Below are 25,053 nucleotides of genomic sequence, written 5' to 3' on the forward strand. Positions count from 1 at the left end.
CGTTTCCATGACAAGCCCCAGCCCACGGGCGACCACGCGGCGGACAACCGCCCGCAGCACGCCGGACGGACACGCATCCGCACCCAAGCCGAAGGAACCCGATGCACGCGGACGCGCACCGCAACCGCCAACGCATCCTGGAGACCGCTCGGGAGACGTTCGCCACCGAGGGCCTGAGTGTGCCGGTGGCCGAGATCGCCCGCCGCACAGGGGTCGGCACCGGCACCGTCAGCAGGCACTTTCCGATCAAGGAATCCGTCTATGCGGCAATCGTTCCTCATCTGACGGAGGAGATCCTGGAGCGGGCCCGGCATCTCAGCGCGACGTTCTTCGAGCTGTTCGCCCACGTGGTCGAGCAGGCGGCCGCCAACCGCGGGCCGGCGGGGGCATTGGGCGGCAACGGCTTCGACCTGGAGGCATGTGGCGCGCCCAGCCTCGTCACCGCCCAGGAAACCATGCTCGCGGCCGCACAGCAGGCCGGCTCGGTACGACCGGACCTCACCCGCGCCGACGTCAAGGCACTCCTCATCGGCTGCATCGCCCGCGAACGCGACGCCCCCGACCCGGAGGCCCGGCACCGCATGATCGCCGTCGCTCGCGCCTGCATGCAGGCAGAACGGCAGTCCACGGCCGGTACCTGAGCCCCGCTTTCCGGACCGCGGGACGGCCCTCCGCGCGCATCCCGTCGCCACGGCCGCCGTCGGTGCGGCAGACGGGACGTCCGGTTACCACTGCCGGGGGCGCGAAGCGCGTCACCGGCCCCTTACATGCTGCTCCGCGCAGAAGCGGGCGCACGAGGCGATGGAACAAGTTCGCGGTGCGTCGGCTTTCCGCGCCGACAGCCGATTGGGCCCTCCACAGCGCCATCAGGTCCCGCCGAAGTCAAGGATCACTCGGCTGCCGCCCGCCGTTGGTTCCCGGCGTCACCGACGAGCCCGCATCGCCGCACACCCGTCGGGCCGTCGCATTCGGCATCCGGCACGAGGTCCACCGCGTCACGGAGCGACGGCGGTGAACGCGTCGTCCAGAAGGCCGACGAGGTCGAGCCCGCCCTCGGAGACGGACCAATGGTCGATGGCGACGTTCAGGCAGTCCAGCACGACGGCCACCCGGACCGAAGCGGCCGCGGCGGGGCGGGGTGCGCGGGATCCGTGCGCTCAGCGAGCACCTGAGCCAGAGCGAGCCGCCAGCCGTACCCTTCCCCGGACGCCGCGCGCACAGCGAAGCAGCCTCCTCCACGAGACGGGCGACCGCCGGGGCCATGGCCCGGGTCCTGGCGGTACGACTCGGACACGGTGTCCAGTGCGCGTCCCAGCGGAGTCGGGGTCGTCCTCCTCGGCGGGTCGGCCCCGCAGAGCCTCGACGAGCCGGTCCCCGTGGGTGTCGAAGGCTCCGAGGACGGCTTCTTCCTTGCTGCCGAAGCAGCGCAGGAACCCGAGCCCCTCGGACTCATCGGCGCTGGACGCCGTGCTTCTTGGCCCGGCGCCCAGGGCGCGGGCGCCGGGGTCAGGAGGGGACGAGCCGCCACTGTTTCTGCGGAGCGGTGTCGTACGTGGCCTGGTCGATGTCGGCGCCGTCACTGGTGGATCCGCCGGCGACGTCGAGCGCCAGTCCGCTGAAGCGGTTGACGAGCAGGTGGTAGCCGTCGCCGGTGGGGGTCACGGCCCAGTGCTGCTGCGGGGCATCGGCGTCCGCCCAGATGCCGACGTTCCCGCCCTCGGCCCGGGACAGGCCGCCCACTTCGAGGAGCTTGCCGCTGCCGACGCCGCGGATCTTGAAGTAGCCGTCGCCGGTGCCGGTGAAGGTCCACTTCTGGTTGGCGGTGTTCTTCCACGGCCACTGCAGGACGTTGGTGCCGTCGGCGGTGCCCGCGCCTTCCACGTCGGCCACCTCGCCGCTGTGCCGGGCGACGAGCCGGTAGACGGTGCCGTCGCCGGGCAGGGTGCGGGAAACCAGCGCGGGCGTGGCTGTCCGGCCGCCGATCCTGAGCGCGCCGATATTGGCGTAACCGCCGGTGGCCGCGCTGGCCTGGATGCGTACGAACCCGGCGTTCCCGGCCGGCCACTCCGCGAACTTGAGGGTGCGGTCGCCGGCCCAGGTGCCCGCGGCGACCTGGGTGAAGGCGACGCCGTCGGTGCTGGTGGAGATGGTGTACGCGGTGATGTCGCCGTCGGTCGTGTTGGTGCGGTTCCACTGCTTGGGCAGGTACTCCAGAGCGGAGATGCCGCTCCAGACGCCACCCAGATCGACGGTGATCGACTGCGGCAGCGACAGGTTCCAGGTGGACCAGCAGGTCTCGAAGCCCTTGTCGCTCAGCCCGTCGATCGCGTTCAGCGGCCCCTCACCGGCATGGAAAGCGGTGGCGTAGGCGCTGACCGGCGTGACGGGATGCTCGACACGCAGCGGCTGCGCGGGCAGCGGCGCCCTGGAGGTGTCCGGGCTCCAGGCGGCGCCGACCTCGGCCAGCCGGTTCACGATGTTGGTGTCGAGTAAGCCGTCGCGATTCGGCGGGCAGTTCAGGATGAAGGAGGTGTACTTCGGTTCCAGGTCGGCCAGGTGGGAGAGGATGGCCGCCTTGCTCATGGGGTCGGTGGCCGGCGTGCTGGGGTGCCAGAACCAGCCCTTGCTGATGGTCTGCCCCTGCAGGGCGGCGTAGGTGTTGCCCGCGGGCGAGGTGACTCCGAGGGGTTCCTCGTAGTAGATGGCGTCACCGAGGAACGGCACGGACAGCGCGCCGTGGTCGACCATGACGATGCCCGGTTGCAGCGACTTCACGTGCTCGCGGATGCGCTGGTACGAGACGGCCTGCTGGCCCATCTGCCAGGCGTAGCCGTCGGTGACGAACATGTCGATGGCGCCGTAGTTCGTCAGCAGTTCCGTGATCTGGCCCAGGATGTAGGTGAGGTCGGCGGGCTGGACGGCCTCGTCGCTGCCGACGCCGTGCCGGGTGTCGTACGCCTCGACGGTGTGAGTGCGGTCCCAGACCGAGAAGTAGAGGCCGACCCGGAGGCCCTCGGCCCGGAAGGCGGTGACGTACTGGGCGACGATGTCGTGCTGGTACCCGCTGTAGGCGACGTTCTGCTTGTCGTAGGCGGTCGGCCACAGGCAGAACCCGTCGTGGTGCTTGGTGGTCAGCACCCCGTAGCTCATCTTCGCCGCGGCCGCGGCGGCCGCCCACTGGGCGCAGTCGACGGCCGTAGGGGCGAACAGCGCCGGGTCCTGGTGCGGCGCCGCCCACTCCTCGTCGGTGAAGGTGCCGAGGTTGAAGTGGTTGAACATGCCGAACCGCAGGTCGACCAGTGCGCTCAGGCTGTCCTGGGGGGTGGCCGCGGCCGCCGGGCTTGACGATCCCAGCCCGGGTGTGACCGGCAGTGCCGTGGCGGCCGCGGTGGTGGCTGCGACACCGATGAACCGTCTGCGCGACAGTCGTTCTGACACTCGTCACTCCCGGGGGATCGTGCCGCGGCGGACGGGAAGAGGCCGCGGGGCGAGGAGAGGGGGAAGGTGCTGATGTTTCCCATGAATCTCATCCGTAAGTCAGCCCGGTCAACCCTCGTGCAGGGATGAATACCTTCAAGTGGTCGACAGATTGCGGCATTTGCTTATTTCATCACCTGAGATCAGGATCAGACATCACATGTATGTAGAGGGTGACAGGAAAGGCGATCCCCATGGAGTGGGCCTGCCTCTTTGCCGACCCCAGTAACATCGGCGTCACCTTCGGCATACGGAGCCCTCACGGACGGAGTCCCTGTTGTCCCTGACGGACAAGGCCATCGCGCAGATCCGTGAGCTCATCTCCACCGGCGCGCTGCCCCCGGGCTCGAAGCTCCCGCCCGAACCCGAGCTCGCGGCCCAGCTCGGGCTGTCCCGCAATCTCGCGCGCGAGGCGGTCAAGGCGCTCGCCGTCGCGCGGGTGCTGGAGGTCAGACGAGGAGACGGCACCTATGTGACCAGCCTGCAGCCGAGTCTGCTTCTCGAAGGTCTCGGCGGGGCCGTGGAGTTGCTGCAGAGCGACTCGGTCGCGCTGCGGGAGCTGATGGAGGTGCGGCGCCTGCTGGAGCCGCTCGCCACCGCGCTGGCGGCGACCCGGATCTCCGACGCGGGCCTGGCCGAAGTGAAGCGGCACCTCGACGCCATGCGGGAGGCCCGTGACGACGTCGAGCGGCTGAACCACCATGACGCCGCCTTCCACCGGGCGGTGGTCTCGGCCACGGCCAACGAAACGCTGCTCACTCTCCTCGAGGGCATCTCAGGTCGTACGCTGCGGGCCCGCATCTGGCGCGGGCTGGTGGACGACCAGGCCTCGGGAAGGACCTTGGCGGAACACGAGGCGATCTACGACGCCCTGTCCCGACGCGACGCGCCCCTCAGCCAGGCGGCCGCACTGCTGCATGTCAGCAACACGGAACAATGGCTGCGAGAGCGCCTGCGATCCGCCGCGTCAGCCGATGACGCAACACCTCAAGGGGCGTGACCGGACCGCCCCGCCGGAACCGGGACCCCGGAGCGGGCCCGTCCGTCGAAGGCGCAGGGCCCACAGTGGGGCGGTCGTCAGCCGGCGGTGTCGGCGTACGGGACTCCGGTCAGTTCGGTCCCGTCCTCTCCGTGATGCGTGGGCTATCGGATCCAGCTTGCCTTTGACAGCCCTGGCCGACCGCACCCCTGACGTCACTGCCACGCCTGGATGGGCTCGCCAGGCCCTCGGCCGTTTTCGTGAAGCCGGCCGTCAGGGCAGGGTGGCTCTTTGGCGAGGTCGGCAGCAACCTCGACCCGATCCTGGGACCGGCGATGCGTGTGCCTCCGTCGTGGATGACGACAACTTCGGCACCACCGAATCAGCGCGGCCAGGCGTCGGCTACGGTGGCGCGCGAATCGGCCCGTGCCGACGGTGTCGCTTCGTCGGCAGTGTCTGCCCGCAGAACGCGCGACGACTCAGCGTCCAACCTGGCGAAATCCGACGAGACGATGTTCGGTCCACGGGGTGGGCGAGAGGGCGAGTTCTCGGCAGGAGCCCAGGCGGGGCAAACCGAAGACGGCACGCCCGATGCAGAAGGCATCGGGGCGAGGTCCGGCGAGGTGATGCGGGCCATCGAGCAGCTGCTGGCCACGTCCGGGGAGCCGATGCATGTCAAAGTTCTCACTGCGGCTCCCAGGCGCCCGACGGAGGGCAAGGCCGGGACGGCGGCGGTGGAGACGATCCGCGCAACGCGCAAGCGGCTGGTCGGGCACGGGCGGATCGCCGAGGTGAAGACGGCCGTGTTCGCGATGGCCAGGGCATCCGGGGCCCGGGCGGCGGACGAGTCCGGTGATGAAGCCGGGTCGAAGGGAGCCGCCTGACGACACCGCCGTTCAAAGAGCTGTCCCTCCTCCCGTCGCGGGGAGGAGGGACGGGTTCCGTTGAAATTGGCTCGTGAACAGAGCCAGGCGCCTGTCTCACATCCCGTGTGTCTGCCGCTCCTCGAGTTCCCGCCTGGCGGCAAACGCCTTCGCCAGCACCGTGGTCCGGTAGGGATGCGCGGCATCCAGGGCCGACGCCACCGCAACCGCCTCGTCCAACAGCGCCAGCCGCTGCTCGGGCAGCTCCCGCACCAACGACGACGCGCTGGCCTCCACCAGAACGTATGCCAGCTTCGACCCGTACACCTCCGGCTCGACCTGCGTCAGCAGGCGGTAGATCCGCAATCCCTCGGCGCCGCGTACCACCCGCCGGTTGGCACTGAGCAAGTGGACCCTCGCCCGCATGACCATGTCCTGATCCATCGATCCCCCTCCGTTCCCTCACCCCCACCTGCACCCGTCCCACGACGAGACAGCACGACGAACGCGTCGACACCCGAGAACGGGTGCCGACACGGACGCCGGAGAGTGGATGACGACGAGTCTGCGGGCGGACCACCACCTGGGACAAGCCTCAACGGACGTGCGCTCCGTCCTACCGCACACCACGTCCGAGCAGGCATGATGGACCTGACACTCACTCAAACCCCTGGCCCCCACCCGCGGCGCGATGCCGAGCGGCGAGTTTCCGGTGCCTGGAGGACGCAACCAGCCGGTGGTCCGTAGGGGGTTAGAAGACCGCGGACGGCGCCAGACCTGCGCTCCCCCGATCGGTTCGGGAAGTTCGGCAACGCCCCGTTGTCAGTGGTGGGAGGCAGGATGCCGGTCATGACGACACCTGCAGCAGAGATCACGGATGCCGCCACCTACGCGCAGGCGGTCGAGGAGGCCGTCGGGGCGGCGGCCGCGTACTACGCGGGCGGCACGTCGGCGCTGGACGACGACGCCTACGACCGCCTGGTGCGCGGGATTGCCGCGTACGAGGCCGGACACCCCGAGCAGGTGCTGCCCGAATCCCCCACCGGGAAGGTGGCCGGCGGCGCCGTGGAAGGCGATGTCCCGCACACGGTGGCGATGCTGAGCCTGGACAACGTGTTCTCCGCGGAGGAGTTCACCACCTGGACCGAGTCCCTGGCCCGCCGTATCGGGCACGAGGTCACCCGCTTCCACGTCGGGCCGAAGCTGGACGGACTCGCGATCGCCGCCCGCTACAGCGGCGGCCGGCTCACCCGGCTGATCACCCGCGGGGACGGGACGGCCGGGGAGGACGTCTCGCACGCGATCGGCACCATCGAAGGACTGCCCGAGCAACTGGCGGAGCCGGTCACCGTGGAAGTGCGCGGCGAAGTCCTCATGACGACCGCCCAGTTCGAGTACGCCAACGAAGTCCGCACCCAGCATGGCGGGCTGCCGTTCGCGAACCCGCGCAACGCCGCGGCGGGCACGCTGCGGGCCAGGGAGCGCCTCTACACGGTGCCGATGACGTTCTTCGGCTACGGGCTCCTCCCCGTGCCCGGTACCGACCCGGTGCTGGCCGCGCGGCTGACCGCGTCCGCGCACAGCGACCTGATGCACCTGGTCGCCGAGCTCGGCGTGCACACCGGCGCCCGCGCCCCGGTCCCGGACACCGTCGCCGAGACCGTGGAGCAGGTCCTCGCCCGGGTGGAGGAGATCGCCGCGGCGCGAGCCGGGCTGCCGTTCGGGATCGACGGCATCGTCATCAAGGCCGACCTCGCCGCCGACCAGCAGGCCGCCGGATCCGGCTCACGCGCACCCAGGTGGGCGATCGCCTACAAGCTCCCGGCCGTGGAGAAGATCACCCGGCTGCTGGCGGTGGAGTGGAACGTCGGCCGCACCGGGATCATCGCCCCGCGCGGCGTCCTCGAACCGGTCGTCATCGACGGTTCCACCATCACCTACGCCACCCTGCACAACCCGGCCGACATCACCCGCCGCGACCTGCGCCTGGGCGACCAGGTCATGGTCTACCGCGCCGGCGATGTCATCCCCCGCATCCAGGCGCCGGCCGCGCACCTGCGCACCGGCGACGAGCAGCCCATCGCCTTCCCGGAGGTCTGCCCGCGCTGCGGATCGGACATCGACAAGAGCGAGGAACGCTGGCGGTGCACGCAGGGCCGCAACTGCCACCTGGTCGCCTCCCTCTCCTACGCGGCCGGCCGCGACCAGCTCGACATCGAAGGCCTCGGCGCCACCCGCGTCGTCCAGCTCGTCGACGCCGGCCTCGTCACCGACCTCGCCGACCTGTTCACCCTCACCCGCGAGCAACTGCTCGACCTGGACCGGATGGGCGACACCAGTACCGACAACCTCCTCGCGGCGATTGCCAAGGCCAAACTGCAGCCGCTGTCGCGGGTGCTGTGTGCGCTCGGGGTACGCGGCACCGGCCGCTCCATGTCCCGTCGCATCGCCCGCCACTTCGCCACCATGGACAACATCCGTGCCGCCGACGCCGAAGCGATACAGCAGGTCGACGGGATCGGCGTGGAGAAGGCTCCCGCGATCGTCGCCGAACTGGCCGAACTCGCCCCGCTCATCGACAAGCTCGCCGAGGCGGGAGTGAACATGACCGAGCCCGGCGCCACCCCGCCCGCCCCCGCCAGCGAGGCGAGCACCGACGGCGAGACGCCCGTGGCCGCCGCAGAGGCGGGTCCGCTGGCCGGGATGACCGTCGTCGTCACCGGCGCGATGACCGGAGTCCTGGAGAAGCTCTCCCGCAACCAGATGAACGAACTCATCGAACGCGCCGGCGGCCGCTCCTCCTCCAGCGTCTCCAAGAAGACCACCCTCGTCGTCGCCGGAGAGAACGCGGGCTCCAAGCGCGCCAAGGCCGAACAACTCGGCATCCGCCTCGCCACACCCGAGGAGCTCGGTGTTCTGGTCGCCGACTACCTCAGCTGAAACCCCGGCAGAGCATGTTCCGCAGCTCACAACCGTCTGCACGACGTGAACGGGAACAAAGGTGCGGCGGTTGACCGTTCATCCACACGTGACCGCGGAGGGGACAGTGTCCCCGGGCCTCACCGATAGCCCATGGGGACGATCGTCCGGCTGAAGCCCCATGGAGCACCCCGCCGAGAGGCGACCGCCCTCCGCACGTCGCCACCCACGGCCCCGGCTGGTCTCCCCCGTCCAGCCGGGGCCCATTCACACCTCCGGCCACAGAGTGACCTCTGGGCTGCAAAGGGCGTAGGAGTCCGCGCAGCAGGTCCCAGCTCTCATCCGGTCCCGGGCTCTCCTGCTGAAGTTCTTTCAGCGGCCGCCCGCAGCAGGCGCCCTCCTCGTGTCTGTCCAGACAGAAAACCGCCTTGTGGAGGCCGCCTTGAACACCGGCACCGCGCCCAGGTCCGCGCAGAACACCGCCGACGTCACGGATCACTCCGCGAGGGCCACCGCAGGATGGAGGCAGCGCCGTGTGCTCGGGCTCGCGGCAGCGGCCGGTCTGATCGTCCTCGGCGGCGGCGTCGCCGCAGGCATCATGGCGCCCGGCGGCAACGGTCGCACGTCCGCGGCCGGCCCGCCGACCCTGGTCGCCGCGCCCGGCTCCGCCGGTGCCAAGTGCGCGGAACCCGTCCCGGACCGGCTGCGCCGGTTCCCCACGCTGTTCGTGGGAACCGTCGCAGTACGCTGACGCGGCGGCAGGGCGTCGACACCGTCGAGCAGGGGGAGCAGCAGTTCGTGCAGCCCCTCGAAACCGGCCGCGCCAGCGCCCCGTATGCCGTGACAGGTCAGTACGTCGAACCCTGACGAGGAAGCGGCCTCGACGACCGCGGACACGAGCTCGCTCTTCCCGATACCCGCTTCGCCGGTCACGAGCACTGAGGACCCCTGTCCCTGCCGCGCCGCTTCGACGAGGGCTGTCAGCTGCTCGATCTCCGGTTTCCGCCCGATCACGTGCGTACCTTTCTCAGGCGTCCAGACGTGCGGCAGTCATTCCGCAGTCGACACCGGTCGGCGAGGTTCGAAAAGTTCCGACCGGTGGGGGACGACTTGCCCAACTGCCTGTGAACTGGCCATCCTTCCGGCTGCGAAGACGGGAAAGCTCGGTCGGCCACTTCTGGAAACCGCTCCGAGGGAAGAAAACAAGGAGGGCGGCAATTCCGTTCCCGCCGGTCAGGTGGACTTCTCGCTTGCCTTATTGTCTCTCGGACAACACCGCTCGATAAAAGGGCGTCCGCCGTCGCACTGCCGGCAGGCGACGGCGGGCGGGACTTCTGATGCGGACCACCCTGCCGTGGCCCGGCCTCCGGGCGGCGGGCGGCGACGCCGTTGCTTGCAGACGCTGGTAGGCAGCGGGAATGGAAAGCCCGCGCGCGATGGTTCCCATCGTACTGTCTCGTGTCCGTCTCCGGTGGCCTCCTCATGGCCCGCCGGTCCGGTCCACTTGCAAGGAGTTCGTGTGACATCGCTCTTCACGCCCTACGCGATCAGGTCGCTGACCGTCCCCAACCGCATCTGGATGGCGGCGATGTGCCAGTACAGCGCCGAACCCGAGGGCGAGGCGACGGGTGTCCCCACCGACTGGCACTTCGCGCACCTGGCGGCACGCGCGACCGGCGGGGCGGGGCTGATCATCACCGAGGCCACGGCCGTCAGCCCGGAGGGCCGGATCAGCCCCTACGACCTGGGCATCTGGAACGACGCCCAGGTCGCCGCGTTCCGGCGCATCACCTCCTTCCTGAAGTCGCAGGGGACCGTTCCCGGCATCCAGCTGGCCCACGCCGGCCGCAAGGCGTCGGCCGAACGGACCTGGGTCGACCGCGGCCGGTGGATCCGCCCGGACGAGCCCCACGGCTGGCAGTCGGTCGCCCCCAGCGCCGTACCCTTCGACGACTCCGCCACCACCCCGGCCGAGCTGTCCGCGCAGCAGGTCCGCCACCTCGTCCGGCGGTTCGCCGAGGCCGCCGGACGCGCACTGGCCGCCGGCTTCGAGGTCGTCGAGATCCACGGAGCCCACGGCTACCTGATCCACCAGTTCCTCTCCCCGCACAGCAACCACCGCACCGACGAGTACGGGGGCTCCTTCGAGAACCGGATCCGCTTCGCCCTGGAGGTCGTCGAAGCCGTGCGCGCGGTGTGGCCGGAGGAGCTGCCGGTGTTCTTCCGCGCCTCCGCCACCGACTGGCTGAGTGAGAATCCCGAGGACGGCCGCGAGGGCTGGACCGCCGACGACACCGTCCGCCTCGCCAAGGAACTCCAAGCCCGCGGGGTGGACCTGATGGACGTCTCCACCGGCGGCATCGCCCCCGGCGCCCGGATCGAGACCGGTCCCGGCTACCAGGTGCCGTTCGCCGAACGGGTGCGTGGCGAGACCGAGATGCCGGTCGCGGCCGTCGGAATGATCACCGAGCCGGCCCAGGCCCAGGAGATCGTCGCCTCCGGCCGCGCCGACGCCGTCCTCCTGGCCCGTGAACTGCTCCGCGACCCCTACTGGCCGCGCCACGCCGCCGCCGCGCTCGGCGGCGAGGTGCCCACGCCCGTCCAGTACCACCGGGCGTGACCAGACGGTGAGCGCCGCCGGCCGGGGTGGCACACGTGTGCCCGGTCGCCCGTGGACCGAAGGCGGACATGTGTACCCGGCCGTCGCCCGCGGGCGGCAGCCGGGCTGCTGAGCCCCGGTCGGCGGTGGTGACTCCGACTTGCGCACGAGGTAAGTCGAACGTCCGTCGCGCGCTCCCCGTGACCGGCCCCTAGGCTGCCCCGCACAGGTGCAGCAGCCAGGGACGACCGAGGGAGAGCCATGACCGCGACGGTGGACCCGGACCGCTCGGAATGGGACGTCATCGTCCTGGGCGGCGCGGCGGCCGGGGAGAACGCCGCCCAGTACGCGAGTCAGTTCTCCGGGCTGTCCTCGGTGATCGTGGAGAGCCGCCTCCTCGGAGGCGAGTGCTCGTACTGGGCCTGCATGCCGAGCAAGGCCCTGCTCCGGCCGGTCGAGGTGGTCACCGCGGCCCACCATGTGCCCGGCGTGACCGCACGGCTGGACACGGCCGCGGCCCTGGCCCAGCGGGACCGCGTGATCAGCAACCTGGACGACCGCTCCCAGATCAGCTGGGCGCTCGGCGCGGGCATCGACGTGGTCCGCGGATACGGGCGGCTGACTGGGGAACGCACCCTCGCCGTGACCCGCCCGGACGGTTCGGTCAGGACGCTGCGCGCCCGGCACGCGGTGGTGATCGACACCGGTTCCTGTCCGGCCGTGCCCGACGTCGCCGGGCTGCGGGCGGCGCTGCCGTGGACGTCCCGCGACGTGACCACGATGCACGAGGTGCCGCGCCGGGTGGTCGTGCTCGGCGGCGGCGTGGTCGCCTGCGAGGCGGCCACCTGGCTGCGGGGCCTGGGTGCGCAGGAGGTGAGCGTCGTGCACCGGGGGGCGCGGCTGCTGTCGCGGTACGAGCCGTTCGCGGGCGAGATCGTCGCCGAGACGCTGAGCGGCAGCGGCGTGCGGTTGCTGCTGGGCCGCACCATCGCGCGGGTCGAGCGCACCGACGTGCGGGACACCGGGGAGGGCCACGTCCACGGCGGCGAGGTGAGCGTGACGCTGGACGACGGGACGGTGCTCGTCGCCGACGAGGTCGTCGTGGCCACCGGACGCACTCCCAACACCGACGACATCGGCCTGGAGACCGTGGGCGTCTCCCCCGGCGGCCATCTCGACGTCGACGACCACCAGGGCGTACGGGGGGTGGGCGGCGAGTGGCTCTACGCCATCGGCGACGTGTGCGGCCGGGCGCTGCTCACCCACATGGGCAAGTACCAGGCACGTGTCGCCGGGGAGGTCATCGCGGCCCGCGCCGCCGGCTCCGCCGAACTGCCCTCCGCCGCGGCCGGGCACATCGGCCTGCCCCAGGTGGTGTTCACCGATCCTGAGGTGGGCAGCGCCGGGATGACCGAACGCCAGGCGCGGGAGGCCGGTATCGACGTGGAGGTCGTGGAGTACGACATGGCGGCGCTCGCCGGGACCTGGGTGAGCCGTCCGGACTACCGCGGCCGGGCCAAACTCGTCGTCGACCGCGCCGGGGACCTCGTGGTGGGCGCGACGTTCGTGGGCGTCGGCATCGCCGACCTGGTCCACTCGGCGACGACGGCCATCGTGGGGCGGGTCCCAGTCGCCACGCTGTGGCACGTGGTGCCCAGCTATCCGACGGCGAGCGAGATCTGGCTGCGGCTGCTGGAAACACTGAACGCGCAGCGGCACGCCGCGCGCGGGTGACGAGCCCCGTTCCCGGGACCGGCCGGTAAACCGGTTACCGCCCGCCCGCCCGGCCGCGCCGGTTCCGGGCGGGCGGCCGGGCGTGATCTCCGTGCGCGGCCGGGCGTGATCTCCGTGCGCGGCCGGGCGTGATCATCCTGGTGGACCGGGCGACCGGGTGACTGGGTGACCCATATGGGGCAATTTCCCGTTCAGCCGATTCCTCTGAACTTCTTTCGGTATGCCTCGGTCTCCTCGGTCTGGCGAGCGACCGACCGACGGCTGCCGAGTACCGGCGAGCCACGGACCGCGGGTGAGGCACTCCTGGTGGCGACGGTGCGGCTGCTCGTGACCGTCGTCTACCTCGATCGCGCCCTGCGGTCCCGCACCGTGGCCCGCGACCTGACCGATCCGGTCGCCGGGCCGTTCGCGTCGCCGGGCGTCATCGTCCCGACGGTGATCACCACCGACGGCCTCTCCCCCTATGCGCCGACTGTGCGCCGACGGCCGGGCGCGTGACGGTCGACGTGTTCGCGGCAGCGACCGTTCTGCTCGGCGCGAGGTCCATCGGTCATCGGCCGCTCCCGGGCCCGTACCAGCCCCGGGAGGTGCTCGGGGCCGGGTGGACGGCACTTGCCCTCCGTGTCACGCACGGGCTACCTTCCCACTAATGACCAGATGGTCATTAGGTTCGATCGGAGTCTTCCCATGAGCGTGGAACTGCCCCGGTCCGCGGCGATCGTCGAGACCAGGCTGCTGCACAAGATGCATCGCGCGGCGACGTCCCTGCTGGCCGGGGCAGCCCCGCGGGAGACGGCACCCCCTGCCCGCTCTGGAGAAGTTGCTCGACTTCTCGGTGCCCGCCCCGCGCCATCACCACGAGAGCGAGGACCACGTGCTCTGGCCGCTGCTGATCGCGGCCGACCCTGTGGTCGAGACCGAGCTGGGGCGGCTCAACGCGCAGCACAAGGCCTTGGACGCGGCGCTGGAGGTACTCTCCGCGACCCCCTCCGCGACGACGCGGACCGACCCGCAGCAGCCGGAACGGCGCCACACGTCCGGGACCTCGTTCACGAACACCTCGGGCACGAGGAACCGGTCCTGTTCGCCGTGCTCGCCGGGCACATGCCCGACGCCGACCGGGCCGAGTTCTCCCGCTCCGTGATCGCCGACTCCCCGGCCACGGGCATCCACCTCAACTTCGGTTTCTTCGCGCGGGTGGGGACGCCGGAGGAACTCGTGGTCACCGGCCACCTGCCCCCGGCCGCGCTCGAAGCCGTCGCCGCCATGCAGGAGCAGGCCAAGGCGACACTCGACAGCCTGGAGGGGGCCGTCGGCGCCCCGGCGCCCGTCGCCTGACGCACCCGCCGCCGACCCCCCGTCCGCCGGGGCGTCCCGACGCCACCACCCGCCGCTGCGGGAAGAAGAAGGAGAAAGCATGTCCACATCCGATCCCGACGGATTCTGCGCACTGTCCGGGCTCGCGTTGCGCTACAGCGAGCAGATCGCGCGAGATCTGGAACACAACCTGCGGGAGCAGGACCGCGTCCGGCGACAGGTCGTCCCGTCCGGGACCGAGCTGGCGGAACTGCTGAACAACCACCGGTTCCTGATGAACCTGAGACGAACTCTGGACTCCTTCCTGGGGTCACCGGCGTAACCGGCGTACCCGGCGAGGGTGTCTACCCTTGCCTGAGAACGGCGCGGTGCGGATCGGGCCGATGGCCCCCGTCCGGCCGGATCAGACTGAGCCTGCTCGCGGCCCGCCCGAAACGGCGCTTCTGGGCCACCGCAAGAAGGGCGCGCAGCCAACGGGGATCCAGATCCTGGCCGGGCCGCTGTTCGGCTTCATGGGTGAAGATGTCGCACACGGTGCCATTCGCCTTACGGGGGCGGCCGGGTACGGGAGAGCCGCAGACCGGACAACGCCCGCCTGTGGTGCGGAGGACGGAGACTGAGCCGGACGGCCGGGCCACCGGCGAACTCCCGGTCGTCACTGTCCGGAATACGGCCTGGAGCGCAGTGCGGCCGACCGGCGTACACGGGCCGCACGTGTGCCAGCCTCGCGGGCCGTTGTGGAATCTTGGTGGTGGCATTCCTGACCGGTTTCCTGACCGGTTTCCTGACCGGTCGCCCGGCCCCGCTTGCCATCCGGGATAACAAGATCACGACCACCTTCGGGCCGCTCCGCAGAGGTGTGCGCCTCCTTCTCCCCTCGGTCCAACACCCGCCCGGCGCCCCCGGGCACGCGTCCAGCATACGTTTCGACGACTTCGAGACACATAACACACCTGCCGCCAGCGCCAGGCCGACGGCAGGCTCTGTGCCGCGGCCAAACATCTCAGACGTCCGCACAACAACGCGCTCAGAGGCGCGAGTTGGTCCCGGGGGCACACCTGCGCCGAGCGGCGCCCGGCCCGTGCTCGTCGTTCGGCGACGGCGGACGGGCCTGCTGCCTTCCGACGTCAGCCCGCCTCGTGCAGCAACCCGTCGATGGCGGAGGCGAGGTCCTTCGTGAAGTGTTCCTCGCTCATCTCGGCCAGTGCGCCGGCCCGGATGACGTACCGGCTGAAGGTGACGCCGATCAGCAGCGCGGCCACGAAGGGCACCCGGTGCTCCAGCGCGTACTCGCCGAGCAGACGGCGGTAGGTTTCGTCGGTGCGTGCCTGCATGGCGACGTACAGTGCGGCGGCGGCGCGCTCGTCGTCCGAAGCGCTGCGGACCAGCGCGACGAAGGGGTCGGTGCCCTCCGGGTGCTCCAGCCGGCGGACGAACTGCCCGGCGATCCGTGCGGCCAGCGGTTCGCCCGAGTCCTGCGCCAGGTGCTCGACGCCGCGCGTGCCGGGCACGGCGGCGAGGAACAGGTTCTCCTTGCTGCCGAAGTGGCGCAGTACCAGTCCGTGGGTGACACCCGCGCGCGTGGCGATGTCCCGCAGCGTGGCCCTGGCGTAGCCGCGTTCGGCGAAGGCCCGGGCCGCCGCGTCGAGGATGGCGCGGCGGTGCAGCTCCGGATCGCGTACCCGGCGCGGGCGGTCGGACGGGGTCTGAGCGGCGGACATGCGTCGAACACTACCCCGCGGCCCCGCCCCGGGGACCTCAGGTGACCAATTGGTCACCATCGCGTCCTCGCCCTGTCATGCCCTTACCGGCAATCTCCTTCCGGGAACGGTGAGGCACTCATCAAGCCGAACGGGAGCCTCCGCCCGGGCCGGGAGCGGCGCGGGGCCGTCCGTGCGCGGGGCCGCCGGCAGGGCAACCTCCGCCCGTTCCAAAGCCGTTGGAAACCGGGCGGCATCGTCCGACGCCGTACCCGGCGGCCCGCGCCCGCGTTCGGCGGGGGCCGGGCCTCCGCCATCGACGTGCGGCCCGTCCTCACTCCGCTCCCCTGAGAACTACGTGCTCCGCGACGAGGGCGAGGCGTACGCGCGCCCGTCTGACCCGGGCCGGGGTGCCCACCACCGGCGTCCGCTGCGACGGCATCGTCCACGACTTCATGATGCTGAACCCGGTCCGTCCCACCCGAGCCGCGACGGCGGCCGTCGAGCAGACCGTGCGCGCGCTGCGCAAGGCGCTGGGCACCCACGGGTGACCTGCCCCGCGTCCGCGTGCGTGGCGGGCGCGCGCGGAGGCGGACCCCGCACCAGCGCGCCGGCCGTGCCGGGGCACCGCGGAGCACGCCGGGGCACCGCGGAGCACGCCGGGTCACCGCAGAGCGCGGACCGCGCGGCGCAGCCGGGCCGGCGTCTCACCGGTGGCCACCCGGAAGGCCCGTCCGAAGGCGGATTCCGAGGCGTAGCCGACGGCGTCGGCGACGGCGGCGACCGAGCGGTCGGTGCGCGTGAGCATGTCGGCCGCGAGGAGCATGCGCAGGCGGGTCAGGAAGTCGCCCGGGTTCATCCCGGTCTCGCGGACGAAGTGGCGGATGAAGGTCGCGCGGGACGTCGCGGTGAGTCCGGCGAACTCCTCGATGCGCCAGTCGTGGGCGGGGTCGCGGAGCACCGCCTCGGTCACGGTGCGCACCACGTCCTGGGCGGACGCCAGCCACAGCGTCCGGCCGAGTCCGGGGGTGCCGCGCAGGGCCAGCGTCAGCAGGACGTCGCACAGCGCGTCGAGGACCGCCTCCGCGCCCGGGGCGGCACGGGCGGCCTCGTCCCGCATGAGACCGCTGAGCGGCGCCAGCCTGCCGAGGTGTGCCGCGCCGCGATGCCCGGCGCCCCCGTCGGCGTCCGCGTCGGCGTCCGTGCCGTTCACGAGGGACACGTGGACGACGTCGGGGAGCATGTCCATCAGGACCTGGCCCGGCCCGGCCTCCCAGGAGTAGTGACCGCAGAAGAGGTCCACGGGGGCGTCCGGGCCACCGCGCTCCTCCTCGTCACCGCCGCGGGCGGCGGCCGCGGACGCCGCGTCGGTGACCAGGGCGTACGGGCCGGCGTCGCGGCGCTCGACGTCCGTGGCCGCCCGCGGACCGCGGGCGTGCATCCGGTGAGCCACCCCCCGGGGGAGCAGTACCAGGTCGCCGGCCGTCACCTCGACACGCCGTCCGGGCAACTCGAGCACGCACGCGCCGCTGAGCAGCAGGTGGAACGGCGCCTGGCCCTTCCCGGCGTCAGGGTTGTCCAGGGTGTAGCGGCCTGCGACGAGGCAGCGCAGGTCGACGCTGCCGCGCAGACGGGCCAGGCGGATGAGGCGGCTGAGAGCATCCATTGATACTTCCTCGACAGAATCTGCGACTTACTCACCTTGTCATCGCGTTTACTGCGCGGCAAGCTCAGGCGCATGGAATCCCTGCATGTAGATCTCCTCGTCATCGGTTTCGGCAAGGGCGGCAAGACGCTCGCCGCGCGGATGGGCGCCGCCGGGCACCGGGTCGTCCTGGTCGAGCAGTCCGCGCAGATGTACGGCGGTACCTGCATCAACATCGGGTGTGTGCCGACCAAGGCCCTCATCCACCACGCGCAGTCGCGGCGCCCCGACGAGCCGGCGCAGGACAGCCTGCTCGCGGCCGTCGGCGCGACCACGACGCTCACCGACGAGCTGCGGGACCGCAACTTCGCCATGCTCGACGACATCGAGTCGGTGACGGTCCTCACGGGCCGGGCGCGCTTTCTCGACGAGAAGTCGGTCGAGGTGAGCGCCGGCTCCGACCGCCTGGTCGTCACCGCGACGACCATCGTCGTCAACACCGGTGCCGAGCCCGTCGTCCCGGACATCCCCGGTCTGCGGTCCAGCGCCTACGCCCGCACGAGCACCGACCTGATCCGAGCCAAAGGGCTCCCCGAGCGCATGGTCGTCGTCGGCGGGGGCTACCTGGGCCTGGAGTTCGCAGGCATGTACGCGCGGTTCGGGTCGCGGGTGACGGTGCTGGAGGCCGGGCCGCGGCTGCTGCCCCGCGAGGACGCCGACGTGGCGGAGGCCGCCGTCGGCACGCTCCGCGACGAGGGCGTCACCTTCGTCACGGACGCCGCGGTCGTCGGGGTCACGGACGAGGACGGGCACGCCGCGGTGCGCTACCGGGTCCCCGGCGAGGAGCACGTGGTCGACGCGGAGGCGGTGCTCGTCGCCACGGGCCGCAGGCCCGCGACGGCGGGGCTGAATCTTCAGGCCGCGGGAGTGCGGACCACGGCGTGGGGCGCGATCGAGGTGGACGAACACCTGCGCACCAGCCGGCCGCACATCTTCGCGCTCGGTGACGTCAACGGCGGCCCGCAGTTCACCTACATCTCCCTCGACGACAGCCGGATCGTCGCCGACCAGCTGCTCGGTTCCGGGACCCGGACGACGGCCGACCGCGAGGCTGTCCCGTACACGCTGTTCACCACGCCGCCGCTGTCCCGGGTGGGCCTGACCGAGCGCGAGGCGCGCGAACGCCGTCACGACGTGCGCGTCGCGTCCAAGCCGGTGGCGCAGATCGCCGCGATGCCCCGCGCGAAGATCGTCGGCGAGACCCGCGGTCTGATGAAGTTCGTGATCGACGCCGCCACCGACCGGATCCTGGGCGCCGCTCTGCTGAGCGTCGACTCGCAGGAGCTGATCAACACGGTCGCGCTGGCCATGCGGCACGGCGTCACGGCGGGCGAACTGCGCGACACCATCTACACGCACCCCAGCTCCACCGAGGCGTTCAACGAGGTGCTGGGCGCCGTCCGCCGCTAGCGGCGCGGCGGCGGACCGAGAGCACCGCCCGGGTTTCGGTCCGGCTCGCCGTGCATGGGACGCGCGTCCCGGCCTGGTGACGGGTCGCCCGCACCGGAGTCGCTGACCGTGAGCGGCCGGCCGCCACCTGCCACCGGGCAGGGGTGATGGCACGCCTTGCCACAAAGACAGGCGCCGCACCCGCGCGAGGGTTCACCCGCACCTCCCTCGTACGTCCCCTCCGGGACCGCACCTATGCTGGACGACCAGTAGCGGGCCGGTACGGGCAGGGACCGGCCCCGGCCTCCGCCACACCGGGCACCACGGCACCGGGTCCGGCCGTCCCGGTCGCCCGGTTTCCGCCAGGACGCGGGGACGCGGGGGCCGCTCTCACGCCGGAGGGAAAATCATGGACGGCAGAAGTACGGACGGCGGAAGCACGGACACCCCGCGCATCTCGCGCCGCGCGCGAGCCGTCGCGCCGTTCTACGCCATGGAGTTCGGCAAGCACGCCGCCGCGCTGGAGGCCCAGGGGCACCACGTCGTCAAGCTCAGCCTCGGCGAACCGGACTTCGGCGCGCCCCCGGCGGTGCTGGAGGCCATGCGCGAGGCCATGGACGGACGGCCCCTGCCGTACACGCCGGCGCTCGGCCTGCCCGCGCTGCGGCAGGCGATCGCCCGGTTCTACCGGGACGCGCACGGCGTGGTGGTCGATCCCGGCCGGATCGTGGTGACCGCCGGCGCCTCGGCCGCCCTGGTGCTGGCGGCCGCCGCCCTCGTCGACCCCGGGGACGAGGTCCTCATCGCGGACCCGTCGTACCCGTGCAACCGCCAGATCATGGAGAGCTTCGGCGCCCGGGCCGTTCTCGTGCCCACCACCGCGGCCGGCCGCTTCCAGCTGGACACCGCCTCGGTGCGGTCGCACTGGACGGACCGCACCCGCGGCGTCATGGTCGCCACCCCGTCGAACCCGACCGGTACTTCCGTGCCGGCCGCCGAGCTGGCCGCGATCTGCGCCACGGCCCGCGAGCGCGGCGCGTGGCGCCTGGTCGACGAGATCTACCTCGATCTGGGCGACCACGACGAGCACGGCCGCCCGCCGGCGAGCGTGCTGTCGTCCGATCCCGGCGCCGTGGTCGTCAACAGCTTCTCGAAGTACTTCGGCATGACCGGCTGGCGGCTCGGCTGGTGCGTCGTCCCCGAGGCGTACGTACCCGTGATGGAGCGCCTCGCCCAGAATTACTTCCTGTGCGCGTCGGCGCCCGCCCAGCAGGCCGCGCTGGCCTGCTTCACCCGCGAGTCGCTCGCGGTCTGCGAGGAACGTCGCGAGGAGTTCGTCCGGCGCCGCGCCCTCGCCGCCGAGGGTCTGGAACGGATCGGCCTGCCGGTGCCCGTGCGCCCCGACGGCGCGTTCTACGTGTACTTCGACGTCAGCGGTACCGGTCTCACCTCCTGGGAGTTCTGCGAACGGGCCCTGCACGAGGCACACGTCGCCCTGACCCCGGGCCGGGACTTCGGGTTCGGCACGGCGGACACCCATGTCCGGCTCTCGTGCGCCGCATCGGCGGACGAACTGCGCGAGGGGCTCGCCCGCCTCGGCACGCTGGTTGCCAAGCTCGGCTGACGTCCGAAGACCCGCGGTGCCGGTACGCGGGCCTCGACACGCCACCGGACGTGACGGCCGGCGGCGCACGCAGGTGTGCCGCCCGCGCCGCCGTGGGTCGCCCAGGCAGAGCTTCCACTCCGGGTCGCGCCGGCTCGCGAGTCCGTGGGCGTACTCGCCTCTCTCTCCTCGCCCCTCTCCTGCTCTCTCCTCTCCCGCTCTGCCCCGTTCGGCTTCGCCCGAGCGGGGGAAACCATGGGAACGGGGGACCGTGGGGCGCGGTCGGAAATGACACATGTGTGTCACTGCCCGGGTCCTCGTCTGTGCGGGCAGTCGTTCGTTTCCGTCCACGCAGGCCTGCCGCGCCCGCGCGCGGCCCGTGCGGGATCACGCCACAAGGAACACACGGACACACCTCACCCCGCGGACGCATACACGTTTCCACGTTTCACGTGCACGGGCACGGCCACGCCGTAACCCACACCTCCGCACCACATCACACGTGTTTGATTACCCACGTGCTCAGCGATACCATCCATAATGACCGTGCGGTCATTAAAGCTCGCGCGACCGACCTCTCCCCGAGGAGATGCACACCATGTCCGCAACCCGCCAGCCCCCGCCTCAGGGGACCCCGGAGCAGGTCGTCATCGTGGGAGCCGGCCCCGTCGGCCTCTGGCTCGCCCACGAACTCGCCATCGCGGGCGTGCCCGTCCTGGTGCTGGAGCGCGAGGAGCGGCGCAGCCCGCACTCCAAGGCGCTCGGCATCCAGCCGCGCACCGTGGAGGTGCTGGCCCTGCGCAACCGGCACAAGGATCTCCTGGCCATCGGCCGGGCCCTGCCCAACTGGCACTTCGGCATGCTGGAGTCCCGGGTCGACTTCCGTGCGCTGCCCACCCCGTTCCCCTTCCTGCTGGCCCACCCGCAGTCGGTCACCGAGGAGGTCCTGGAGCGCTACGCGACGGGGCTCGGCGTCGTCGTCCGGCGCGGCCACGAGGTGACCTCGCTGGCCCAGGACGACACCTCCGTCACCGTCCGGGTGACCGGCCCCGAGGGCCCGTACGAGGTGAGCGCGCCGTACGTGGTCGGCACCGACGGCGCCCACAGCATCGTGCGCAGAGAGGCCGGGATCGGCTTCACCGGCCCCGACACCTCGGCCTACGGCTTCCTCGGCGAGGTGATCCTGGACGAGCCGCCGGCCAACCCCGGCTTCGCCGCCCTCTCCGAGGCGGGCCGCCTCCTCGTCGTCCCGCTGGGCGGCGGCCGGTTCCGCGTCACCGGGTACGACCCGGCCGACCAGCACCGCGGGCCACTGACGCTGGCGGAGCTGCGTGACGCCTCCGTGCGCATCGCGGGCACCGACTTCGGCATGCACGACCCGTCCTGGCTCACCCGGTTCGGCAACGCCACGAAGCTGGCGGACTCCTACCGCGCGGGCCGAGTGCTGCTCGCCGGGGACGCGGCGCACATCCACTGGCCGGCCGGCGGTGTGGGCCTGAACGTCGGCCTCCAGGACGCCATGAACCTCGGCTGGAAGCTGGCCGCGGTGGTCCAGGGCCGCGCCGCGGAGCCCCTGCTCGACACCTATCACGCCGAACGCCACCCGGTCGGCCGGGAGCTGGCCGAGCACACGCTGGCCCAGACGGCTCTGATCGTCGGCCTGACCCCCGAGGTCACCGCCCTGCGCGCCACGCTGAACGAGGCCATCACCGACGCTCCCGGATTCTCCGCCCTGCTGGCGGGCAAGCTCTCCGGTCTCGACATCGTCTACCGCTCCGACGACCCCGCCGCACACCCGCTGACCGGCGCCCGGGTGTACGACCCGGAGGGCGAGGGGGTGTTCCCGCTGCTGCACCACGGCCGCGCGGTGCTGCTCGTCATGGGAGACGCGCAGGTGGACGACGAGGTGACCGACCGGGCCGCGGCCGCCGGCATCGACGTCCACGCGAGTCGGCTCGCCGAGACCGGCGGCGAGGCCTGGTCCGGGGTGACCGCCGCGCTCGTCCGGCCTGACGGACGCGTGTGGTGGGCTACCGGCACCGCCCGTTCTGCCGGGTTCACGGCCGAGGTGAGCAAGGCGCTGGAGAGCATCCCGGCGGTCTTCTGACCCACCGGCCCGGTACGGCGCACACGGGCGGTACCCGTGCGGGGCCGTACCCGGGCCGTGCGCGGCGGATGCCGGCCACCACCCGCCTGTGCGACGTGCAACGGCTGCCCGCCGGGACGGGCTCGGCTCTCGTCCTCCTCGGCGCCGATTCCGGCGGGTGACGCCTCCCCCGGAGCGGGCATCTGCTGTTCCACCCCGTCAGCAGCGCGGACTCGGCACCGCCCTGCCAGCGGTTCGCCAACGGCCCTTGACCGTCCCGCAAGGCGATGCAGTGGTTCTCGGCCGCCTACCCGCCGGACAAGAAGGACCTCGACAGCCTCCTCGCCTCGCCGCTGCGGGCCGACCTCAACCAGCTCAACGACCTGCCGAAGACCCAGGGCATCACGGACGAGGCCGACGTGCTGCGCGACGTGGGCGAGGCGTTCGCCGCCAAGCTGTGCGCCGCGTGCAACGACGTCACCGCCGTCCGCTGCGAGGGCATCCTGCACGGCTTCGCCATGCTCAATGCCGTCAGCCGGACCAACGCCGCCCGGGCCGCCGTGGACCAGTCCGGCCGCTTCCTCCACGACGACCTCCACAGCGGCTCATGATTCCCGTGCCGGGGCGCGGACGGGACCCCGGGCGTCAGTCGTTACAGCAGCGGTGGCGATCAGGCACGATGAACGGATGCGTGAGTCGTCCTTGCCCGGAGGTTTCGTCAACGCGGTCGTTCGTGTCGGGGACACCGTGCGCCGTCCAGCCTCAGCTCGCACGGAGTTCGTCGGTGATCTCCTGAGGTTGCTTGAGGCCAGTGGCTGGAGGGGTGCTCCGCGGTATCTCGGTATGGACGACGAGGGCCGTGAAGTCCTCGGCTACCTCGATGGCCATGTCGCATGGGAGTCGCGACAACCTGCTTCCGTGTCATCCGACGAGAGTCTGGTGACGGTCGCCCGGCTGGTGCGTGGGTTCCACGACCTCACGGCCGGCACCCCCCTGGCCGGGGACCAGGAGGTCGTGTGTCACAACGACCTGTCGCCCAAGAACACGGTCTATCAGCTGTCCAGTGGCGGGCTTCGGCCAGCGGCGTTCATCGACTGGGACCTTGCCGCGCCGGGCGCGCGAATCCACGACATCGCTCACGTCTGCTGGCAGTACCTCGACCTGGGCCCTTCGGTCACCGACATCGACAACGCAGCCCGGCGCATGAGACTGATCGTCGACAGCTACGAGTTGTCGGACCGGCAACGCCTCGTATCCACCATCTTGTGGTGGCAGGACCGGTGCTGGCGGGGCATCGAGGCCCAGGCAGACGCAGGTGACGTCGCCATGGCCCGACTCCGTGACGCAGGAGCCGTGAGGCAGGTTCAGACGGCCTGTCAGTGGGTTACCGATCATCGGGCTGCGTTGGAACGCGCAGTGCGGTGACCGCGAGGGTGACGGCCGGCGGCCCCGGGGCGCTGACCGCGGTGCCGGTCGCCTCGAACCGGGCGAAGGCGACAAGGCCCCCACCCGGTGCCCCATAGACCGGCTGGTGGTGCGCCTACGTCACCGGCCGGGTCGCCGATGAACCCACTACCAGCTTGTCCGTTGATCCCGCCTGTCGGCGTACACGCGAACGTGCGACGAGGGGGGACCACATCCGCACCCAGATCGGCTACCACCGAACCGTCGATGATCCGATGAACGGCAAGACTGTCCTGGCCTTCGCCCGTCGAATGTCTCATCGCGGCAGGGGCTGATGAACCAGTGCCGGACAACAAGATCATGCTCGGGGGGTGACGGTATATGCCTGCCGGCCTTCGTGCCCGGCCCCTTCGCTCAGCGCCCCTGGCCGCGGCGCTGGGCGGGGCGTGAAGTGCGGCGTGGGCGGCGGGGCTGGTGGGCCTGGCCCTCGGTGGGCTGGGCGGTGGGTGAGGAGAAGCCACCGGGGACAGCCGACCGTGCAGGTCCCGACATCTGGGGCGCCGGCACCTGCCCCTCTTGCCGCTGGTTCGCGCGCGAGGACCGGGGAACGCGGGCCAGGACCCGGGCGTTGGGGATCAACGGGGCACACGCCTCGCAGACCTCTTCGAGCGTCCAGACGCGTCCCACGAAGGGATCGTGCTGGAGAACAAGTGCCACGCCGCCCGCGCAGTGAGCAGCCGTGTCGGGGTGGGCGGCGCACTGCGAAGTGCCGCAGTGGCACCATGCGTTGGCATGGACGGTGGCCACCCGCGCATGGGCGGCCGCGTGCTGAGCGGCGAACGCCCTCAGCCCGGCCACGTCCTTGGAGCGGGGCGGCATCCGGCATGCCGCGGTGCTGCAGGTGACGGTGGCGGTCCGGTCGGCGTGCCCGGTCAAGCGGATCGTCCAGACCCGGCCGGGGACACGCTCGGTGGAGGGTTCGCTGGCAGCGGTCGTCACAGGCGTCCGTTTCTACAGAGATCAATGGCATGAAGCAGTCCACTATGAGCTACCCACCATCGGTGCCGCATCACCTTCGCGCCGGCGTTCAGGGGCGCGTTCAGCGTCGTGGGGCTGCCGGGCACCACCACCTGAGCCGCGGCCGGCCGGGACCGGGCCGTGGACGCACGTGCGGCCCCGGCCGGAGGGCCGGGGCCGCAGGAGTGCTGGTGGCCGTGCGGGGCGCTCGCCTACGCGGCGAAAGGCTTCATGAGGCTTCATGAGGCTTCATGAGGCTTC

At 71.6% G+C, this 25,053-nt stretch carries 21 protein-coding genes and 2 pseudogenes; 17 read left to right on the forward strand and 6 right to left on the reverse strand.

The features are described 5' to 3' along the window. Positions 1 to 101: 101 nt before the first annotated feature. Entirely contained in the window at positions 102 to 641 is a 540-nt protein-coding gene (locus AB0P24_RS28260; protein ID WP_365798770.1) for a helix-turn-helix domain-containing protein, read from the forward strand. 865 nt (positions 642 to 1,506) lie between these two features. Here the strand turns inward: AB0P24_RS28260 and AB0P24_RS28265 are convergent. Further along, a complete protein-coding gene (locus AB0P24_RS28265; RefSeq protein ID WP_365798772.1) occupies positions 1,507 to 3,438 on the reverse strand; it encodes an alpha-L-fucosidase in 1,932 nt (643 codons plus the stop codon). 316 nt (positions 3,439 to 3,754) lie between these two features. Here AB0P24_RS28265 and AB0P24_RS28270 point away from each other — a divergent pair, with 316 nt between their 5' ends. Together AB0P24_RS28270 and AB0P24_RS28275 are read left to right on the forward strand one after the other, a co-directional pair. Continuing rightward, the gene (locus AB0P24_RS28270) at positions 3,755 to 4,477 is read left to right on the forward strand and encodes a FadR/GntR family transcriptional regulator (RefSeq protein WP_365798774.1); all 723 of its coding nucleotides are present in this window, start codon (positions 3,755 to 3,757) and stop codon (positions 4,475 to 4,477) included. A gap of 239 nt (positions 4,478 to 4,716) precedes the next feature. Beyond that, on the forward strand, positions 4,717 to 5,340 hold the full coding sequence (locus tag AB0P24_RS28275) for a hypothetical protein (protein ID WP_365798776.1): 624 nt from the start codon (positions 4,717 to 4,719) through the stop codon (positions 5,338 to 5,340). 96 nt (positions 5,341 to 5,436) lie between these two features. On the opposite strand, the gene AB0P24_RS28280 is transcribed toward AB0P24_RS28275, so the two are convergent. Next, positions 5,437 to 5,763, reverse strand: coding sequence for a hypothetical protein (locus AB0P24_RS28280; RefSeq protein WP_365798778.1), 327 nt, complete (start codon positions 5,761 to 5,763; stop codon positions 5,437 to 5,439). A gap of 396 nt (positions 5,764 to 6,159) precedes the next feature. Here AB0P24_RS28280 and ligA point away from each other — a divergent pair, with 396 nt between their 5' ends. Next, a complete protein-coding gene (gene ligA / locus AB0P24_RS28285) occupies positions 6,160 to 8,259 on the forward strand; it encodes an NAD-dependent DNA ligase LigA (protein ID WP_365798780.1) in 2,100 nt (699 codons plus the stop codon). Between the two features lie 421 nt (positions 8,260 to 8,680). After that, on the forward strand, positions 8,681 to 8,989 hold the full coding sequence (locus AB0P24_RS28290; RefSeq protein ID WP_365798914.1) for a hypothetical protein: 309 nt from the start codon (positions 8,681 to 8,683) through the stop codon (positions 8,987 to 8,989). Between the two features lie 53 nt (positions 8,990 to 9,042). Here the strand turns inward: AB0P24_RS28290 and AB0P24_RS28295 are convergent. After that, positions 9,043 to 9,252: pseudogene (locus tag AB0P24_RS28295) on the reverse strand (ATP-binding protein); the annotation flags it as partial. 505 nt (positions 9,253 to 9,757) lie between these two features. On the opposite strand from AB0P24_RS28295, the gene AB0P24_RS28300 reads away from it, so the two are divergent. The 6 genes from AB0P24_RS28300 to AB0P24_RS28325 all read left to right on the forward strand — a co-directional run bounded on the left by AB0P24_RS28300 (position 9,758) and on the right by AB0P24_RS28325 (position 14,210). After that, entirely contained in the window at positions 9,758 to 10,858 is a 1,101-nt protein-coding gene (locus AB0P24_RS28300; RefSeq protein WP_365798782.1) for an NADH:flavin oxidoreductase/NADH oxidase, read from the forward strand. A 240-nt stretch (positions 10,859 to 11,098) separates the two neighbouring features. Next, a complete protein-coding gene (locus AB0P24_RS28305) occupies positions 11,099 to 12,571 on the forward strand; it encodes an NAD(P)/FAD-dependent oxidoreductase (RefSeq protein WP_365798784.1) in 1,473 nt (490 codons plus the stop codon). A gap of 306 nt (positions 12,572 to 12,877) precedes the next feature. After that, positions 12,878 to 13,069, forward strand: a complete 192-nt coding sequence (locus tag AB0P24_RS28310) for a hypothetical protein (protein ID WP_365798786.1) — start codon at positions 12,878 to 12,880, stop codon at positions 13,067 to 13,069. A gap of 250 nt (positions 13,070 to 13,319) precedes the next feature. Next, on the forward strand, positions 13,320 to 13,715 hold the full coding sequence (locus AB0P24_RS28315; protein ID WP_365798904.1) for a hemerythrin domain-containing protein: 396 nt from the start codon (positions 13,320 to 13,322) through the stop codon (positions 13,713 to 13,715). Further along, positions 13,661 to 13,909 (forward strand): hypothetical protein, encoded by a 249-nt coding sequence (locus AB0P24_RS28320; protein WP_365798788.1) that lies wholly within the window; start codon positions 13,661 to 13,663, stop codon positions 13,907 to 13,909. The genes AB0P24_RS28315 and AB0P24_RS28320 overlap by 55 nt, the downstream gene beginning before the upstream one ends. Positions 13,910 to 13,988: 79 nt before the next feature. Next, the gene (locus tag AB0P24_RS28325) at positions 13,989 to 14,210 is read left to right on the forward strand and encodes a hypothetical protein (RefSeq protein WP_365798790.1); all 222 of its coding nucleotides are present in this window, start codon (positions 13,989 to 13,991) and stop codon (positions 14,208 to 14,210) included. Positions 14,211 to 15,015: 805 nt separating this feature from the next. On the opposite strand, the gene AB0P24_RS28330 is transcribed toward AB0P24_RS28325, so the two are convergent. Continuing rightward, complete coding sequence (locus AB0P24_RS28330; RefSeq protein ID WP_365798792.1) at positions 15,016 to 15,609, reverse strand: TetR family transcriptional regulator; 594 nt, start codon at positions 15,607 to 15,609, stop codon at positions 15,016 to 15,018. A 328-nt stretch (positions 15,610 to 15,937) separates the two neighbouring features. Here AB0P24_RS28330 and AB0P24_RS28335 point away from each other — a divergent pair. After that, positions 15,938 to 16,139 (forward strand): annotated as a pseudogene (locus AB0P24_RS28335) (alpha/beta hydrolase fold domain-containing protein); the annotation flags it as partial. Between the two features lie 113 nt (positions 16,140 to 16,252). On the opposite strand, the gene AB0P24_RS28340 reads toward AB0P24_RS28335, so the two are convergent. Next, complete coding sequence (locus AB0P24_RS28340; protein WP_365798794.1) at positions 16,253 to 17,254, reverse strand: AraC family transcriptional regulator; 1,002 nt, start codon at positions 17,252 to 17,254, stop codon at positions 16,253 to 16,255. A gap of 72 nt (positions 17,255 to 17,326) precedes the next feature. On the opposite strand from AB0P24_RS28340, the gene AB0P24_RS28345 reads away from it, so the two are divergent. The 5 genes from AB0P24_RS28345 to AB0P24_RS28365 all read left to right on the forward strand — a co-directional run bounded on the left by AB0P24_RS28345 (position 17,327) and on the right by AB0P24_RS28365 (position 23,796). Then, positions 17,327 to 18,703 (forward strand): FAD-dependent oxidoreductase, encoded by a 1,377-nt coding sequence (locus AB0P24_RS28345; RefSeq protein WP_365798796.1) that lies wholly within the window; start codon positions 17,327 to 17,329, stop codon positions 18,701 to 18,703. A 388-nt stretch (positions 18,704 to 19,091) separates the two neighbouring features. Then, positions 19,092 to 20,306 carry a pyridoxal phosphate-dependent aminotransferase gene (locus tag AB0P24_RS28350; protein WP_365798798.1) on the forward strand — a complete coding sequence of 405 codons (1,215 nt, stop codon included), beginning with the start codon at positions 19,092 to 19,094 and terminating at the stop codon, positions 20,304 to 20,306. A 577-nt stretch (positions 20,307 to 20,883) separates the two neighbouring features. Beyond that, on the forward strand, positions 20,884 to 22,392 hold the full coding sequence (locus tag AB0P24_RS28355) for an FAD-dependent monooxygenase (RefSeq protein WP_365798800.1): 1,509 nt from the start codon (positions 20,884 to 20,886) through the stop codon (positions 22,390 to 22,392). A gap of 266 nt (positions 22,393 to 22,658) precedes the next feature. Continuing rightward, positions 22,659 to 22,982: an alpha/beta hydrolase fold domain-containing protein gene (locus AB0P24_RS28360; protein ID WP_365798802.1), complete on the forward strand. Its 324-nt coding sequence runs from the start codon at positions 22,659 to 22,661 to the stop codon at positions 22,980 to 22,982. A 232-nt stretch (positions 22,983 to 23,214) separates the two neighbouring features. Beyond that, positions 23,215 to 23,796 carry a phosphotransferase gene (locus tag AB0P24_RS28365; protein WP_365798804.1) on the forward strand — a complete coding sequence of 194 codons (582 nt, stop codon included), beginning with the start codon at positions 23,215 to 23,217 and terminating at the stop codon, positions 23,794 to 23,796. A 393-nt stretch (positions 23,797 to 24,189) separates the two neighbouring features. On the opposite strand, the gene AB0P24_RS28370 is transcribed toward AB0P24_RS28365, so the two are convergent. Then, the gene (locus AB0P24_RS28370; protein WP_365798806.1) at positions 24,190 to 24,774 is read right to left on the reverse strand and encodes a hypothetical protein; all 585 of its coding nucleotides are present in this window, start codon (positions 24,772 to 24,774) and stop codon (positions 24,190 to 24,192) included. Positions 24,775 to 25,053 lie beyond the last annotated feature (279 nt).

The organism is Streptomyces sp. NPDC086519 (genome assembly GCF_040686075.1).
In the GTDB taxonomy this organism is placed as follows: domain Bacteria; phylum Actinomycetota; class Actinomycetes; order Streptomycetales; family Streptomycetaceae; genus Streptomyces; species Streptomyces shenzhenensis.